The sequence below is a fragment of the Rhizobium sp. CECT 9324 genome, assembly GCF_918741265.1.
Lineage (GTDB): Bacteria > Pseudomonadota > Alphaproteobacteria > Rhizobiales > Rhizobiaceae > Allorhizobium.
In genome coordinates this window covers 2,053,231-2,068,803 of sequence record NZ_CAKKMZ010000001.1, presented here as the reverse complement: position 1 = coordinate 2,068,803, position 15,573 = coordinate 2,053,231, and the positions used below count along the sequence as shown (strand labels likewise).

The 15,573-nt window shown below is 61.0% G+C and carries 14 protein-coding genes; 6 read left to right on the top strand and 8 right to left on the bottom strand.

The window, feature by feature from the left end:
- Positions 1 to 20 precede the first annotated feature (20 nt).
- The 3 genes from LQ231_RS10225 to LQ231_RS10215 all read right to left on the bottom strand — a co-directional run bounded on the left by LQ231_RS10225 (position 21) and on the right by LQ231_RS10215 (position 4,408).
- Complete coding sequence (locus tag LQ231_RS10225; protein ID WP_230171262.1) at positions 21 to 2,474, bottom strand: penicillin-binding protein 1A; 2,454 nt, start codon at positions 2,472 to 2,474, stop codon at positions 21 to 23.
- Positions 2,475 to 2,711: 237 nt separating this feature from the next.
- Positions 2,712 to 3,908 (bottom strand): N-acetylmuramoyl-L-alanine amidase, encoded by a 1,197-nt coding sequence (locus LQ231_RS10220; RefSeq protein WP_230173308.1) that lies wholly within the window; start codon positions 3,906 to 3,908, stop codon positions 2,712 to 2,714.
- A gap of 257 nt (positions 3,909 to 4,165) precedes the next feature.
- A complete protein-coding gene (locus tag LQ231_RS10215; protein ID WP_162742597.1) occupies positions 4,166 to 4,408 on the bottom strand; it encodes a hypothetical protein in 243 nt (80 codons plus the stop codon).
- A gap of 246 nt (positions 4,409 to 4,654) precedes the next feature.
- Here LQ231_RS10215 and LQ231_RS10210 point away from each other — a divergent pair, with 246 nt between their 5' ends.
- Entirely contained in the window at positions 4,655 to 7,612 is a 2,958-nt protein-coding gene (locus tag LQ231_RS10210; RefSeq protein ID WP_230171261.1) for a ribonuclease E/G, read from the top strand.
- Positions 7,613 to 7,691: 79 nt separating this feature from the next.
- Here the strand turns inward: LQ231_RS10210 and LQ231_RS10205 are convergent, their stop codons facing one another.
- Together LQ231_RS10205 and LQ231_RS10200 are read right to left on the bottom strand one after the other, a co-directional pair.
- Positions 7,692 to 8,249, bottom strand: coding sequence for a GNAT family N-acetyltransferase (locus LQ231_RS10205; protein ID WP_230171260.1), 558 nt, complete (start codon positions 8,247 to 8,249; stop codon positions 7,692 to 7,694).
- Positions 8,250 to 8,382: 133 nt separating this feature from the next.
- Positions 8,383 to 9,540: an aminotransferase class I/II-fold pyridoxal phosphate-dependent enzyme gene (locus LQ231_RS10200; protein ID WP_230171259.1), complete on the bottom strand. Its 1,158-nt coding sequence runs from the start codon at positions 9,538 to 9,540 to the stop codon at positions 8,383 to 8,385.
- Between the two features lie 194 nt (positions 9,541 to 9,734).
- On the opposite strand from LQ231_RS10200, the gene LQ231_RS10195 reads away from it, so the two are divergent.
- The 5 genes from LQ231_RS10195 to aat all read left to right on the top strand — a co-directional run bounded on the left by LQ231_RS10195 (position 9,735) and on the right by aat (position 13,540).
- A complete protein-coding gene (locus LQ231_RS10195; protein WP_230171258.1) occupies positions 9,735 to 10,496 on the top strand; it encodes a DsbA family protein in 762 nt (253 codons plus the stop codon).
- Positions 10,497 to 10,644: 148 nt separating this feature from the next.
- Positions 10,645 to 11,082 (top strand): type II 3-dehydroquinate dehydratase, encoded by a 438-nt coding sequence (aroQ, locus tag LQ231_RS10190; protein ID WP_230171257.1) that lies wholly within the window; start codon positions 10,645 to 10,647, stop codon positions 11,080 to 11,082.
- A gap of 21 nt (positions 11,083 to 11,103) precedes the next feature.
- Positions 11,104 to 11,565 (top strand): acetyl-CoA carboxylase biotin carboxyl carrier protein, encoded by a 462-nt coding sequence (gene accB, locus LQ231_RS10185; RefSeq protein ID WP_230171256.1) that lies wholly within the window; start codon positions 11,104 to 11,106, stop codon positions 11,563 to 11,565.
- A gap of 4 nt (positions 11,566 to 11,569) precedes the next feature.
- The gene (gene accC, locus LQ231_RS10180; RefSeq protein WP_113141038.1) at positions 11,570 to 12,919 is read left to right on the top strand and encodes an acetyl-CoA carboxylase biotin carboxylase subunit; all 1,350 of its coding nucleotides are present in this window, start codon (positions 11,570 to 11,572) and stop codon (positions 12,917 to 12,919) included.
- 6 nt (positions 12,920 to 12,925) lie between these two features.
- Positions 12,926 to 13,540, top strand: coding sequence for a leucyl/phenylalanyl-tRNA--protein transferase (aat, locus tag LQ231_RS10175; protein WP_230171255.1), 615 nt, complete (start codon positions 12,926 to 12,928; stop codon positions 13,538 to 13,540).
- A gap of 74 nt (positions 13,541 to 13,614) precedes the next feature.
- On the opposite strand, the gene LQ231_RS10170 is transcribed toward aat, so the two are convergent.
- The 3 genes from LQ231_RS10170 to LQ231_RS10160 form a co-directional block, all read right to left on the bottom strand.
- Positions 13,615 to 14,292, bottom strand: a complete 678-nt coding sequence (locus tag LQ231_RS10170) for a hypothetical protein (RefSeq protein WP_230171254.1) — start codon at positions 14,290 to 14,292, stop codon at positions 13,615 to 13,617.
- 40 nt (positions 14,293 to 14,332) lie between these two features.
- A complete protein-coding gene (locus LQ231_RS10165; protein WP_230173306.1) occupies positions 14,333 to 14,806 on the bottom strand; it encodes a VOC family protein in 474 nt (157 codons plus the stop codon).
- Between the two features lie 166 nt (positions 14,807 to 14,972).
- Positions 14,973 to 15,212 (bottom strand): hypothetical protein, encoded by a 240-nt coding sequence (locus LQ231_RS10160; RefSeq protein ID WP_007599287.1) that lies wholly within the window; start codon positions 15,210 to 15,212, stop codon positions 14,973 to 14,975.
- Positions 15,213 to 15,573 lie beyond the last annotated feature (361 nt).

Genomic DNA, 15,573 nt, shown 5'->3' with positions numbered 1-15,573 from the left:
AAGCATCCAGGGATGATGGGTCAGAACAGGCCGCCGGAACCCGAGGTTACGGCCTGGTTTGCCTGCGGCGAAGCCTTGAGAATTTCTTCCGGAGGCACATAGCCATCCATGCCGATGACCGAGAGCGTGTCCGCCGGACCGGTGCCGGGCTTGAAGGCTTCCATGATCGTGTCCGGCTCGCCTTCCAGGGCAAACATGCCGGTGGTGCGATTGACCGCAACGACGCTCATGCCATCCGGCACGAGGAACTTGCCCGGCGGCTTGCCTGCTACGGCGGCCTGCATGAAGTCGTTGAAGATCGGGGCCGCCAGCGATCCGCCGGTCGAACCCCGGCCAAGCGGGGCCGGCGTGTCAAAGCCGATGAACACACCGGCCACGAGGTCCGGCGTGTAGCCAACGAACCAGGCGTCCTTTTCATCGTTCGACGTCCCGGTCTTGCCAGCGACCGGACGGTCGAGCTTGATCTTGCCGGCTGCGGTCCCGCGGCTGACGACGCCTTCCAGCATCGAGGTAATCTGGTAGGCGGTCATCGGATCGAGAACCTGCTCGCGGTTGTCGACGATGTTCGGCTCCTGCTGGCCGGCAAAGCTGTCTGCGTTGCAACCTTCGCAGATCCGATCCTCATGGCGGAAGATCGTCTTGCCGTGGCGGTCCTGGATACGGTCGATCAGCGTCGGCTTGATCTGCTTGCCGCCATTGGCGAACACGGCATAGGCCGACACCATGCGCAGGACAGTCGTTTCGCCGGAGCCCAGCGACATGGCCAGAACCGGGTTCATCTTGTCATAGACGCCGAAGCGCTCGGCATATTCGGCCACAAGGTTCATGCCCATGTCATTGGCAAGGCGGACCGTCATCAGGTTACGCGACTTCTCGATGCCCATGCGCAGCGTCTGCGGACCGGCCGAGCCGCCACCGTAGTTCTGCGGGCGCCAGACCTGGCCGCCCGAGACAAACTCGATCGGCGCGTCGAGAATAACCGAGGCCGGCGTGTAGCCGGTGTCCAGCGCCGCGGCATAGACGAAGGGCTTGAAGGACGAACCGGGCTGGCGCATGGCCTGGGTGGCGCGGTTGAACTCGGACTGGGCATAGGAAAAGCCGCCGACCAGAGCCAGAACTCGGCCCGTGTGCGGATCCATGGCGACGAGGCCACCCTGGACCTTCGGCGGCTGGCGCAGGCGGTAGCGATTGCTCTCGCCGGCGACCGGCTCGATATAAACGACGTCACCGACCGAAAGCACGCCCTGCGGCGACTTTGCCGACTTGCGATCCGCCGAGGCCGAACGATAGGCCCATTCCATGTCTTCCGGCTCGATCCGACCACGGACACGCTCTGCGACAACCTTGCCGCCGCCCTCCTTGGCCGGCTGGAGGCCGATGTCGACCCCGTCGGTCGAGGAATCGAGCACGATCGCGATCTTCCATTCCGGAACGTCGGCGAGACCTGGAACTTCCGCCAAAGGCACGCCCCAGTCGGTGTCGACCGGGATCTGCTTGATCGGCCCACGGAAACCGCGACGCTGGTCATAGGTCAGGAGCGCCGACTGCAAGGCCCTGCGCGCCTGGATCTGCATTTCCGGATCGAGCGAGGTGCGGATCGACAGGCCGCCTTCATAGAGCGACTTGTCACCGAACCGTTCGATGATCTGGCGACGCACTTCCTCGGAGAAATAATCAGATGCAAACAGAGACGAACCGGAACGGCGCAGATTGACGCCAAGCGGCTGCTTCTTGGCGTCGTCGCCTTCTTCGCGGGTGACAAAGCCGTTTTCGACCATGCGGTCGACAACCCAGTTGCGGCGCTCGATGGCGGCCGCTTCCCGGCGGAACGGATGATAGTTGTTCGGTCCCTTGGGCAGGGCTGCCAGATAGGCGGTTTCGGCGATCGTCAGTTCGGTGACCGACTTGTCGAAATAGGTGAGCGCGGCACCGGCGATGCCATAGGCATTCAGACCGAAGAAGATCTCGTTGAGATAGAGCTCGAGGATCTTGTCCTTCGAATAGGCCTGCTCGATGCGGAAGGAGAGGATCGCTTCCTTGATCTTGCGGTCCATGGTCTGGTCGGACGAAAGCAGGAAGTTCTTGGCGACCTGCTGGGTGATGGTCGACGCGCCGACGGGACGGCGGCCGGACCCGAAATTCTGCAGGTTGACCAGGATGGCGCGTCCCAGACCATAGATATCGACACCGGGATGGTTGTAGAAATTCTTGTCTTCGGCCGACAGGAAGGCCGCCTTGACGCGGTCGGGGATCGCCTGGATCGGCAGGAAGAGGCGGCGTTCGCGCGCGTATTCCGCCATCAGTGCGCCGTTGCCGGCATGGATGCGTGTCGTGACCGGCGGTGCGTAGCTCGCCAGAACCTCGTAATTGGGAAGGTCCTTGGTCATCCCGTTCAGATAAATGGCAACGCCGCCGGCCACAATAAGGGCCAGCACGGATGCCAATCCGAAGAGATATCCAATCAGTCTGATCATGTTTTCGCTACCGGCTCTTGCTTCGGGTTCGGCGCGCCGCGAAAAGCTTCGCACACCCCGTGGCGTTTTGCACGTCGAGCGATGCTTGGCAAGACATGCGAGGCTCCTGCGCGGGCTGGGCGATTCGCCGATCGGACCAGATGCGCCTTCGATTTCGAGTAACTGCGGGAATGTGAGGAAAATAGGGCCGTTGGCGAGACTTCGTCATGGTCCGCACCGACGTCCACAGCCAGACCCTCACCCGCCATTGGCCAGAACCGGTGCCCGATAGCGCCGGATCGCATCAACCATCAAGCCGGCAACCTTGTCGCGCCAGACCGGATCGAGCAACAGTTTCTCGTCCTCCTTGTTGGACAGAAAGCCGAGTTCCAGCAGGATCGACGGTACATCATGGGCCTGCAGCACTCTGAAACCTGCATAACGATGCGGATTGTTGATCAGCCCGATCTGACCCTCAAAGGAACTGACGACCGCTTGCGCCATGGAGATCGAAAATGCCTGCGTCTCGCGCCGCGTCAGGTCGAGCAGAATATCGCTGACTTCCGACGGTTCGTCGGACAGGGCGACACCACCGATGGCATCGGAAAAGTTCTCACGCTCGGCCAGTTGCGCCGCCATATGGTCGGAGGCCTTGTCGGATATGGTGTAGACGGTCGCCCCGCGAATGTCGCCCTGGCGCAAGGTGTCGGCATGCAACGAGATCAGCAGCTCGGCACCCTTTTGCCGCGCCAGCACGACGCGTTGCGAGAGCGACAGAAACTCATCATTCTCGCGCGTCATCACGGCGTGAATGCCCGGTTCCTTTTTCAGTTTCTCCAGCAGGATTCGGGCGAAGGCGAGCGTGATGTCCTTTTCGGACGTCTTTGTGGTTGCGCCGGCCGCGCCGGCGTCGATCCCACCGTGGCCGGCATCGATTGCAATGACATATTCATCCGGTACGGAGCCGACGGCTGCAGCACTGTCCGCCGCGATCGTCATCGGCTGCGGTTCCGAACCCCAGGCCTGCTCCTTGACCAACTGATCGAAATCCTGCTGCGGGATCAGTTCGGCGTCCAGTACAAGCCGGAACCCCTTGCCATCGTCATTGGCAAGCACCTGGGCAGAGACGAGCTTGGCCGGACGCTGGGCAGTGAGGACGATGCGGGCGGAATTTGCATCCATGGAGCCATAGCGAATGTCACTGAACAGGCCGGTCGCCTTCAGGTCGCTCTCCGCAAACGCAAAGGCAGTCGCCGGCAGATCAACCACGATGCGATCGGGATTGGAAATATAGCGGGCCTGGAAGGTGGGACGCGTGTCGAAATCAAGCACGACGCGGGTGCGCGCGTCATCGCCGGCGACGCGGGCGGCATAGGCCACCATGAGTTCGGAAGGTGGCTGGGCAGACACCGCGCAAGCGCCAGAAGCCCCTGCTCCGAGCGCGGCACCACACATCAATATAACGCTCGCGATTCGGCTGGAACGCCTGACCTTACCCACCGCCGATTGCACAATTGCTGAAATCAAGCCTGTTCCCCAGATTGGTTGCCGCCGCGCGTGATACCCGTCACAGATCAGGCGCAGCTCAATTTTGCACCAAAGCCCGCCGGCAGCCCGTCATTCGCGATGAATTCACGACAGAAAATACGAATATACAGCCAGTTTGGACCGGGAATCGCAGCACACGAGCGAAACCATCTAATTGACTGCCATTATGGCATAAATTCGTTTGCTCTTGCTATTGTGACACAGAAAACATACAAGTCACGTGAGGGAAAAAGTGCAAACGGGATAGAAATTCCGCCACGGCTGCCAACCTCTGACAATGGAATTGGCGCCTGTTTAGCCGGACGTTCATCTGCCGTCTCCGCATTTTTTTCTGAAACTGGTTTAACACCGCCGGCACGGCCGGCAAACATCGGTGGCTCCCCCACCAAAAGCTCTTGAATGAGCATCCATCGGATCCCGAGGGGTCCATATCATTGTCGTTGACGTACGGTTTTTGATGTCTTTGCAGCAGGTTGACATAACCACGAACGGACCGGGATCGACAGATCACCCGAAGCCCGTTCGGATGTTGCAAACCCGGTCCTCCGTGCGTCCACATTCATATCCGGCGCACAGTCCGCTTGGTTCCAGCCGCTTCCCAGTTCAGCGCGCGGATGGACCACCGACCGAGGGCGCCGAGGAGCACAGCTTAAATGGCAGACAAAATGCTTATCGACGCGTCTCACGAAGAAGAGACGCGCGTTGTCGTCGTACGCGGTAACCGCATTGAAGAATTCGATTTTGAATCCCAGCACAAGAAACAAATTCGAGGCAACATCTATCTGGCAAAAGTAACGAGGGTCGAACCTTCGCTGCAGGCCGCTTTTGTCGACTACGGCGGCAACCGCCACGGCTTCCTGGCCTTTGCCGAAATCCACCCCGACTACTACCAGATCCCGCTTGCGGATCGTCAGGCTCTGCTTCGCGCCGAAGCCGAAGAGCATCGCAAGGAAAATGACGTCGAAGGCGACGAGCCTTTGGATCAGCCCGTGAGCGCCGATCCGGCATACCAGGATCAGCCCGACATCGGCATTCCCTCCAACGAAGAATTTGCGGCGACCGAAAGCAATTTCGAGGCGGTCGAAACCGTTACCGAAACCGAAGTCGCGACCGTTGAAGCAGAGGCCGAGGTTGCTGAAGAGGCGCCAAAGGCCAAGCCGAAGCGCGTTCGCAAGCCGCGCGCCAAGAAGGCGGCTGCCGGCGAGGAAGCCGCAGCTTCCGACGACACCGCAGGTGACGACGATGCTTCGGGCGGCACAATCGCCGCCATGGTCGAAATGGATGAGATTTCCGAAGAAGCCGGACGTCGCCGTGGCCGCGATGACGACGGTGATGATGATGACGACGATCACATCGAAGAAAAGGAAGAGATCGAATCCGTTGGCGCCGAAGACGCGATGGAAGAGGTTCCGGACCGCATTCAGCGCAAGCCGCGCAAGTTGTACCGCATCCAGGAAGTGATCAAGCGCCGGCAGATCCTGCTGGTTCAGGTTTCCAAGGAAGAACGCGGCAACAAGGGCGCGGCACTCACCACCTATCTGTCGCTGGCCGGACGTTATTCGGTCCTGATGCCAAACACGGCACGTGGCGGTGGCATTTCCCGCAAGATCACCAATCCGGCCGACCGCAAGCGCCTGAAGGAAATCGCACGTGGTCTCGAAGTGCCGCAGGGCATGGGCGTGATCCTGCGCACGGCCGGCGCCAACCGCACCAAGGTCGAGATCAAGCGCGACTTCGAATATCTGATGCGTCTGTGGGAAAACGTCCGCACGCTCACGCTTGCGTCGACCGCCCCCTGCCTCGTCTATGAAGAAGGCTCGCTGATCAAGCGCTCGATCCGCGACCTCTACAACAAGGACATCAGCGAAATCGTCGTGTCCGGCGAAGAAGGCTATCGCGAAGCGAAAGACTTCATGAAGATGCTGATGCCGAGCCACGCCAAGGTGGTTCAGCCTTACCGCGACCTGCATCCGATCTTTGCCCGCTCCGGCATCGAAGCGCAGCTCGACCGCATGCTGCAGCCGCAGGTGACGCTGAAATCCGGCGGCTACATCATTATCAACCAGACCGAGGCGCTGGTTTCGATTGACGTGAACTCGGGTCGCTCGACCCGCGAATATTCGATCGAAGACACCGCGCTGCAGACCAATCTGGAGGCCGCCGAAGAAGTCGCCCGCCAGCTGCGCCTGCGCGACCTTGCCGGCCTGATCGTCATCGACTTCATCGACATGGAAGAAAAGCGGAACAACCGCTCTGTCGAGAAGAAGCTGAAGGATTGCCTGAAGAACGACCGCGCCCGCATCCAGGTCGGCCGCATCTCGCATTTCGGCCTGCTCGAAATGTCGCGCCAGCGTATCCGCGCCAGCGTGCTGGAATCGACCACCCAGGTTTGCCCGCATTGCTCGGGCACCGGCCTGATCCGGTCGCAGTCGTCGGTGGCCCTGCATGTCCTGCGCGGCATCGAGGAATTCCTGCTGAAGAGCACGACACACGACATCATCGTGCATACGACGCCGGAAACGGCTCTTTACCTGCTCAACCAGAAGCGCGGCACCATCGTCGACTACGAACAGCGCTTCGGCGTTTCGATCGTCGTGGAAGCCGATCATACCGATCACAGCGGGACGCACCACTTCACCATCGAACGTGGCGAAGCCGTGCCGAACCCGGTGAAGATCGAAAGCCTGCTGTCGCTGCTGCCGGAACCGGAAGAAGACGAGTACGTTCCGGAGCCCGAGGATGAAGATGACGAAGAAGTCGTGGCTGCACCGGTTGCAGCTGCAACCGCTGCGGCTCCGCAAGCCGACGCATCGGCCAATGGCGATGAACAGGGCAATCGCAAGCGCAAGCGCCGTCGTCGCCGTCGCGGCAAGAACGGCCAGAATGGCGAAACCAACGGCACCCAGGCTTCCGGCATGGAAGACGAGGGTGACGAGGACGAAGGCGACGAGGGTGACGACGACGCTGCCGAAGGCGGCAGCGAAGCTGTTGCTGCAGACGCCGATGCCAATGGTGACGACGCCCAGAAGCGCAAGCGCCGCCGTCGCGGCAAGCGCGGTGGCCGTCGCAACCGTCCGGGCGAAGAAGGCTCGCTCGAGGCCGGCGATGAAAATGGCGAAGAAGGCGACGACGCCGAAGAGACTGACGGCGTGACCGAAACCGCTGAGGAAGCGGCTGACGAACGCGTCGTCGAAATCTCTCCGTCGATGGCGGCCGTCGATGCGACGGAAGAGGCCCCTGCGGCCCCTGCCCCGAAAGCGCGCCGGACCCGCAAGGCCAAGGTGACGCCAGAGACGGTCGAGCCGGCTATGACTGAAGCCGCTGCGGCGGCCGTGGTTGCCGAAACGATTGCTGCCGAAGTCGCGGCGCCGGTTGTTGCCGAAGTCGTTGAACCTGCTGCTGCGCCGATCGCCGCGCCGACTGAGACGCCGGCTGCCGACCTTGTCTCCGAGGAGACTGTCGTCGAGGATAGCAAACCTGCTCGTGCCAACCGCGAGTCGAACGTCACATCGTCCGAGCCCGTCATCACGTCGGTCAAGACGTCCGACGAGAATGGCGAAGCGGCCAAGCCCAAGAAGGGTGGCTGGTGGCAGAAGCGTGGTTTCTTCTGAGCCGCAGCTGACAATCAAGACTGAAAAAGGCCCCGTCTCGGGGCCTTTTTTATGTCGTCGATACAGCGTTCGTGGGCCGTCAGGCGTGACGGGTACGCTGCATGACCAGCGTCGGCTTCTCGAGGAAGATTGCGTCGTGACTGCGGACATATCCGCATTTTTCGGCCACCCGAACAGAGCCCTCATGCGTCGGATCGAAGATCGCGACCGTGTGTTCGCCGAGGAAATTCCGATCGGCCCAATGGTGCGCCGCTTTGACGATTTCCGTGGCCAGACCCTTGCCATGGGCGCTGGACACCAGCGCCCATCCGGCTTCGGGCACATTGCCCAGCGGCGGGCTGATTTCACGCTGATAATCGGCAAAACCGGTGTCACCCAGATATTCCCCGGTTTCCCGGTCCTCGACGGCCCAGTAGCCAAAGCCGAGGGCTTGCCAGTGGCCCATGTAGCGCAGCAGTCTCGACCAGGTCTCAGACGGTGCGGACGGTCTGCCGAGGATGAAGCGCACAACCGCCTCCTCGGCCCACATGGCGGTCATCGCTGCGAAATCCTCAACCCGATGTGCGCGCATCCGCGTCCGTTCGGTCAGAATTTCCGGCGCGACGATCAACGGTCGCGCGACGAGATGCTGAAACAACAGCCTGCTCCTTTCCGCGAGGATGGCTTGCTGGAAGTCTTCCTCAGATCTTGATTCAACACATTGGTAAACTGATTCCGCAAATGGGCCGAAGTCCCTGATGCAGAATCTTTTTCGCTCATTGCCTAAATACTCAACCAAGCCACGCAGCGAGGCGATCCGTCGCCTCGACCATCTCCGCCATGGTGCCCGCATAAGACAGCCGCAGCGCCAGATGCCCGTCGACCGGATCGAAATCCATGCCCGGCGTCGTCGCGACATCGATCTCGGCCAGCATGCGTCTGGCAAAGGCCATGCTGTCATTGGTGTAGCGGGTGGCATCGACATAGGCATAGAAGGCGCCATCCATCGGCGACAGCAGCGGCAGGCCGAGTTCCGGCAACCGGCGCATGAGGAAGTCGCGATTGGCGCGGCAGCTTTCCTTGTAGTGCTCCAGTTCCTCGGTTGCACCCAAGGCGGCAATCGCGGCGATCTGCGACAGTTCGGGCGCGGAGATGTAGAGGCTCTGGGCAAGGCATTCGATCGGCCGCACAAGCTCTTCCGGCAGCACCATCCAGCCGATCCGCCAGCCGGTCATGCAATAATACTTGGAGAAGGAGTTGATCACCACGGCTTGGGTACCGATCGTGAGGGCTGAGGCCTCCTCGGCGCCATAGGTCAGGCCATGATAGATCTCGTCGGAAATCAGCGTGATCGCGTGGCTCTCGCAATAATCATAGACGGCCCGGAGCTGGGCGGCCGTGGTCACCGTTCCGGTCGGATTGGCGGGGCTGGCGAGCAGCACCCCCTTCAGCCGCAGACCCGCTGCCGATTGGGCCCGCTCCAGGCTTTCCGGCGTCAGGGTATAACCCGTCTCGGCGCTGACCGGCACTTCGACAACGACGAGGCCCAGGGCCGAGAGGATGCTGCGATAGGCTGGATAGCCGGGGCGGGCAATGGCGACCGCATCGCCGACATCGAAGAGCGACAGGAAGGCGAGATTGAAACCGGCGGACGAGCCGGTGGTGATCATGATACGGCCGGCATCGACATCGATGCCGTGACGGTTGCGATAGTCATCGGCCAGCCCCTGGCGCAATGCACCGAGCCCCAAGGCATCCGTATAGCCGATCCTGCCCTCGATCAGGGCCGCCTGGGCAGCGGTCAGGGCAGCCCTGGGTGCCGGATGGCCGGGCTGGCCGACCGCCATGGAGATGACCGGCTTGCCGGCCTGGCGACGCCGTGTCGCCTCGGCGAGGATATCCATGGCATGAAAAGGCTCGACTGCGCTGCGTTTTGAAATGGAAAGCACGGAATGGACGCTCCTGTCATCGAAATGCGCCTGACATTTGCCGCAAAGCTGCGGCCTTCACAATGGCGAGAGGGACAAAGCGCCGGCGATTTTGCGATTTCGCTTGCCTGAGGCAAGGGTTAGGTTACCCATGCCCACCGCCCGATATCGCCTGGGCCGATTGCCTGCTGGCAGAATTCAAGACGAGGAAAGACATGGCTCTGAATTTCAAGACGATCGCCGCCACGGCACTGGTTCTCCTTCCGGCCATGCTGCCCAACCCGGCCAACGCGCTCGACGAGACGCAGAAGAAGGAAATCGGCGAATTCGTCCGCGAATACCTGATCGAAAATCCGGAGATCATGCTCGACGTGCAGGATGCGCTGCAGAAGAAGCAGGAAGAGGCACGGCTGAAAAAGGCTTCCTCCGCCGTCGCCGACCACAAGGATGCGCTGTTCTCCTCGGAACATGACATCGCCATCGGCAATCCGAAGGGCGACGTGACGCTGGTCGAGTTCTTCGACTACAATTGCGGCTATTGCCGCCGCGCGCATGACGACATGAGCGCGCTCCTGGAGAAGGACAAGAACATCCGTTTCGTGCTGAAGGAATTCCCGATCCTCGGTCCGGAATCGGTCGCCGCGCACAAGGTATCCGACGCGGTGCGCAAGCTTTCGCCGGAGACCTATCCGGACTTCTTCCATGCGATGATGACGTCGGAAGGCCGCGCCTCGGAAGAGAGCGCCATTGCGATCGCGGTCGGCCTTGGCCTGACCGAAGAGGCCCTGCGGGCGAAGATGAAGGACAGCCCGAACGAGGCTTCGGTGCAGGAGGCCTATCAGCTGGCCACCAGTCTCGGCATCACCGGAACGCCATCCTATATCCTCGGAAACGAGGCCGTGTTCGGTGCTGTCGGCTCCGAGGCGCTGGAAGCCAAGGTTGCCAATATGCGCTCCTGCGGCAAGGCCACCTGCTGACGCTCGATCGGCTCGGCCCGGCGACAGCCGTTCCCGCCTTAACCCTAGTGGCATTTTCCGGGGAAGGTCCTTCGCTATTGTGGCAAAGGGCTTTCCCTGCAAGGCCGCGCGGTCTATAGGAGGCGGTTGAAAACCGACGGAACTGTAGATGACAAAGACCATTTTTGTTCTGAATGGCCCCAACCTGAATGCCCTCGGCAAGCGGGAACCGGGGATCTATGGCGGCAAGACGCTCGCCGATATCGAGGCGGACTGCAAGGCAGCCGGCCTGGAACTCGGGCTAGAGGTTGATTTCCGCCAGTCGAACCATGAAGGCGTGCTGATCGACTGGCTGCACGAGGCCGGCGAAAAGGCTGGCGGCGTGGCCTTCAATGCGGGCGCCTATACGCATACGTCCGTGGGCCTGCATGACGCGATCCGCGCCATCTCCGTGCCGGTGATCGAAGTGCATATCTCGAACGTGCATGCACGCGAGGAATTCCGCCACAAATCGATGATAGCGCCCGCCGTCAAAGGGGTTATCTGCGGTTTTGGCCCCTTAAGTTACATCCTGGCGCTGCAGGCGCTGAAAAACATCACGCAATAACAAGAATACAGGACATCATCCATGGCTGAGAAGAAATCGGGTATCGATCAGGCGCTGATCCGTGATCTGGCGAACATCCTCAACGAAACGGATCTGACCGAGATTGAAGTCGAGCAGGACGCGCTGCGCATCCGCGTTTCGCGCAACGGCACGCAGGTGATGATGCCGCAGATGCAGGCCTATGCACAGCCGGTTGCTGCTGCACCGGCCGCCGCTGCCGCAGCCCCGGTTGCCGCGGCCCGCGACCTGTCCAAGGCCCTGACCGCGCCGATGGTCGGCACCGTCTATCTTTCGCCGGCTCCGGGCGCCCGCGCCTTCGTTGAAGTCGGCGCGACCGTCAAGGAAGGCCAGACCCTCCTGATCATCGAAGCGATGAAGACGATGAACCAGATCCCGGCCCCGCGTTCGGGCAAGGTTGTCGAAATCCTGGTCGAAGACGGCAGCCCGGTAGAGTACGGCGAGCCCCTCGTCGTCATCGAGTAAGCTGATGACCGCTATTTCAAAGATCCTCATCGCCAATCGCGGCGAAATCGCCCTGCGCGTGCTGCGCGCCTGCAAGGAACTCGGCATCGCAACCGTTGCCGTGCATTCCACCGCTGACGCCAATGCCATGCATGTGCGCCTGGCCGACGAAAGCGTGTGCATCGGCCCGCCGCCGTCGCGCGACAGCTATCTCAACATTCACCAGATCGTTGCTGCCTGCGAGATCACCGGCGCCGACGCAGTCCACCCGGGCTACGGCTTCCTGTCGGAAAATGCCAAGTTCGCCGATATCCTCGACGCGCATGGCATCACCTTCATCGGACCGACCGCCGAACATATCCGCCTGATGGGCGACAAGATCACGGCGAAGAAGACCGCGGTCGAGCTTGGCATTCCCGTGGTTCCGGGCTCTGACGGCGAAGTCCTGCCGGAGAACGCCCTGGAAATCGCCCGCCAGATCGGCTTCCCGGTTCTGATCAAGGCGACCGCCGGTGGCGGTGGCCGCGGCATGAAGGTGGCAAAGACCGAAGACGAGCTGGAAGAGGCCGTTTCGACCGCCCGCTCCGAGGCGCTCGCCGCCTTCGGCAACGATGCCGTCTACATGGAAAAATATCTCGGCAAGCCGCGCCATATCGAAGTGCAGGTGGTCGGTGACGGCGCCGGCAACGCGATCCATCTCGGCGAACGCGATTGCTCGCTGCAGCGCCGCCACCAGAAGGTCTGGGAAGAAGCCAATTCCCCTGCCCTCAATGTCGAGCAGCGGATGAATATCGGCCAGATCTGCGCCGATGCGATGAAGAAGATGAAGTACCGGGGCGCCGGCACGATCGAATTCCTCTACGAAAACGGCGAGTTCTTCTTCATCGAGATGAACACCCGCCTGCAGGTCGAGCATCCGATCACCGAAGCGATCACCGGCATCGACCTCGTGCACGAACAGATCCGCGTTGCATCCGGCGCCGGCCTCTCGGTCACGCAAGACCAGGTGGTCTTCTCAGGCCATGCCATCGAATGCCGCATCAATGCCGAGGACCCGCGTACCTTCGTGCCGTCGCCCGGCACGATCACGCATTTCCATGCACCGGGTGGTCTGGGCGTTCGCGTCGACAGTGGCGTCTATGCCGGCTACAAGATCCCGCCCTACTATGACAGCCTGATCGGCAAGCTGATCGTGCATGGACGCACGCGCGTCGAATGCATGATGCGCCTGCGCCGCGTGCTCGACGAATTTGTCGTCGACGGCATCAAGACGACATTGCCGCTGTTCCAGGACCTCGTGTCCAACCAGGACATCGCCAATGGCGACTACGACATCCACTGGCTGGAAAACTATCTGGCCGAAACATCGGCCTGATCGACTATGGCTGGGCGGCGCAGCAGGGACCAAGGGATCACACCGGAGCTCCTGCTGCGCGCCTACTCCATCGGGCTCTTCCCGATGTCGGATTCGGCCGACGATCCCGAATTGTTCTGGGTCGAGCCCGAGATCCGGGGGATCATTCCCCTCGATGATTTCCACGTTTCCAAAAGCCTCGCCAAGGCGATCCGCCGAAAGCCGTTCGACATCCGCTTCGACACGGTGTTCGACACGGTGGTGGAAAAATGTGCCGAAGAGGCGGACGACCGCCCGAGCACCTGGATCAACCAGCAAATTCGCGAGCTCTACGGCGCCCTGCACCGGCTCGGCCATGCCCACAGCGTCGAAGCGTGGGAGGGCGACGACCTGGTCGGCGGGCTTTACGGCGTCTCGCTGGGCTCGGCCTTTTTCGGCGAGAGCATGTTTTCCAGGCGCACCAATGCATCGAAGATCTGCCTCGTGGCGCTGGTGGAGCGGCTGAAGGAACGCGGGTTCACGCTGCTCGATACGCAGTTCACCACGGAGCATTTGAAGACGTTTGGGGCGGTGGATATTTCGAAGGCCGCGTATGGGCTGTTGCTGGAGAAGGCGATGGAGGGTGGGACGGTTGGGTTTTGAGGGGTCAGATCAAGACAAGACTTCACGAATAAAGGCTGCAGAGGGTGTCGGAAAACTCGTACCCGACGACACTATCAACCTACCCAGTTCAATACCGGCCTACAGATTTCTTCAATCAGCGCTACGGCTCTATCCACGTCAGTTCCGATTCTATTTTTCTTTTCAAGCTCACCAACTCCTTCCCAGATATCCGCTATCAGTTCCTCAGTCAGCGCTCTATCAATTTGGTCATGATCAGTAGCCCATTTTACCAAGAGTGAGGACGATACCCTCACCCTGTGAAGGGCTTCTTGCAAAAGTAAAAAAGCTTCTTCAGCTTTCGGCCCAAAATGAGCGTGACATGTAGTTCGTCTCGCAAAGAATGCGCTTATAAACTCGTTCTCGGTATTCAATCGCTCTGTCGGAACATAGTAGGTATCACGAAGTCGCTTTATCTGCTCTTCTTCACCTCCTTGTTGAACGCGAGTACTCCCCTCGTCTCCGAAGGCCGCACCATTCCGGACATACTTCAGGAGCGACCTAAACCGGTAAGCATCGGCTAGAAATTGTTCCGCGATATCGAACCGACGTTTGAAAACCGCCTGCTGTTTATCGTACTCGAATTTTTGGCGTGCCAGCACTTGGTCTGACTCTATTTTTTCACGGTGAAGGCCAATTGTGGTCGATCGCGCTACGAGCATACCAATGACCGTGATTACCCCGGAAACACCAGCGGCAACTACCGCCGGGCCGATCAAAGCCCCAAATTCCATCTTTCACCTCAGCGTTTTATAAATTAGCCATCCTTCTCCCTCACCCCCGCCGCGCCGCATCAATCTTCGCCACGTCAATCTTGCCCATCTCCATCATCGCCTCGAACGCCCGCTTGGCCTCGTCTCCACCCGCCGCCATGGCTTCGGTCAGGGTGCGGGGCGTGATCTGCCAGTTGATGCCCCATTTGTCCTTGCACCAGCCACAGGCGCTTGTCCGTCCGCCATTGCCGACGATGGCGTTCCAGTAGCGGTCGGTCTCTTCCTGGTCGTCGGTCGCGATCTGGAAGGAAAAGGCTTCCGAGTGCTGGAAGGCGGGGCCGCCGTTCAGGCCCATGCAGGGGATGCCGGCGACAGTGAAGTCGACGGTCAGCACGTCGCCTGCCTTGCCGGAGGGATAGTCGCTTGGTGCGCGGTGGACGGCCAATACTTCCGAGTCGGGGAAGACCTCGGCATAGAAGCGGGCGGCGGCTTCGGCGTCCTTGTCGTACCAGATGCAGATGGTGTTCTTGGGGATTTTCATGGTGTTTCCTCCCGGGATACAGACATGCCTGCATTGCATGCCGGTCGGGCGGATGCGTCAAGGGGGAAATGGCAGGGGAATGGGCGTCGTGTTGGGGGTACCCCCCTCTGCCCTGCCGGGCATCTCCCCCACAAGGAGGGAGATCGGACTGCGGAACGCCTCAGTTGGTCGTCAAATCCGCCGTCTCGCCGAAGGCGATGATCAGCTTGGGGCTGGTCATGTCGCCGCTTTCCTCGTCGACCTGGATCGAATAGGCGGCGACGCCGAGGTGGCGGGCGGACATGGCGGTGGCGATCTTTTCGGCCGAGGCGGCGCTCGAGGCCTGGCGCATCTCGCCGGGCACGACATTGCCGCGGTTCTTCTTGAAGGGAAGGACGATGAATTTTTCGGAGAGGGACATGGTGGGAGAACTCCTGTTCGTTCTCTTCCTGTTCTCTATTGCCGGTTATGTCAATCGTTAAGCGTCGGAGCAGGCACTGCCCCGCACCCGCGCTTGCCGATCGGCGGGCATCTGCCCGAGAGCGGAGCGGCAGCGGATGAAACTGCGCCATCGGCCTTCTAGCCTGCCGGTCATTCCTCCCCGACACGATGTGCGGGCGGAGAGTGCTGCGGCCTAGTAGAGCCCGGCACCTGCGGGCGGTGTCAGGACAGGAGGCTGCGGCGCCTGCCCCTGCGACCCGGGATCGTACAACCCGGGATCGCTGTCCTGCGGGACATCGGCTGGTGGCAGGGTTTCGCCGAAGGTCTCCTCGGGGATCTCC

Coding starts and splice junctions, on each gene's coding strand:
- LQ231_RS10225 (WP_230171262.1), bottom strand. CDS start 2,474: ATGATCAGACTGATTGGATATCTCTTCGGATTGGCATCCGTGCTGGCC.
- LQ231_RS10220 (WP_230173308.1), bottom strand. CDS start 3,908: ATGTGTGGTGCCGCGCTCGGAGCAGGGGCTTCTGGCGCTTGCGCGGTG.
- LQ231_RS10215 (WP_162742597.1), bottom strand. CDS start 4,408: ATGCTCATTCAAGAGCTTTTGGTGGGGGAGCCACCGATGTTTGCCGGC.
- LQ231_RS10210 (WP_230171261.1), top strand. CDS start 4,655: ATGGCAGACAAAATGCTTATCGACGCGTCTCACGAAGAAGAGACGCGC.
- LQ231_RS10195 (WP_230171258.1), top strand. CDS start 9,735: ATGGCTCTGAATTTCAAGACGATCGCCGCCACGGCACTGGTTCTCCTT.
- aroQ (WP_230171257.1), top strand. CDS start 10,645: ATGACAAAGACCATTTTTGTTCTGAATGGCCCCAACCTGAATGCCCTC.
- accB (WP_230171256.1), top strand. CDS start 11,104: ATGGCTGAGAAGAAATCGGGTATCGATCAGGCGCTGATCCGTGATCTG.
- accC (WP_113141038.1), top strand. CDS start 11,570: ATGACCGCTATTTCAAAGATCCTCATCGCCAATCGCGGCGAAATCGCC.
- aat (WP_230171255.1), top strand. CDS start 12,926: ATGGCTGGGCGGCGCAGCAGGGACCAAGGGATCACACCGGAGCTCCTG.
- LQ231_RS10170 (WP_230171254.1), bottom strand. CDS start 14,292: ATGGAATTTGGGGCTTTGATCGGCCCGGCGGTAGTTGCCGCTGGTGTT.
- LQ231_RS10160 (WP_007599287.1), bottom strand. CDS start 15,212: ATGTCCCTCTCCGAAAAATTCATCGTCCTTCCCTTCAAGAAGAACCGC.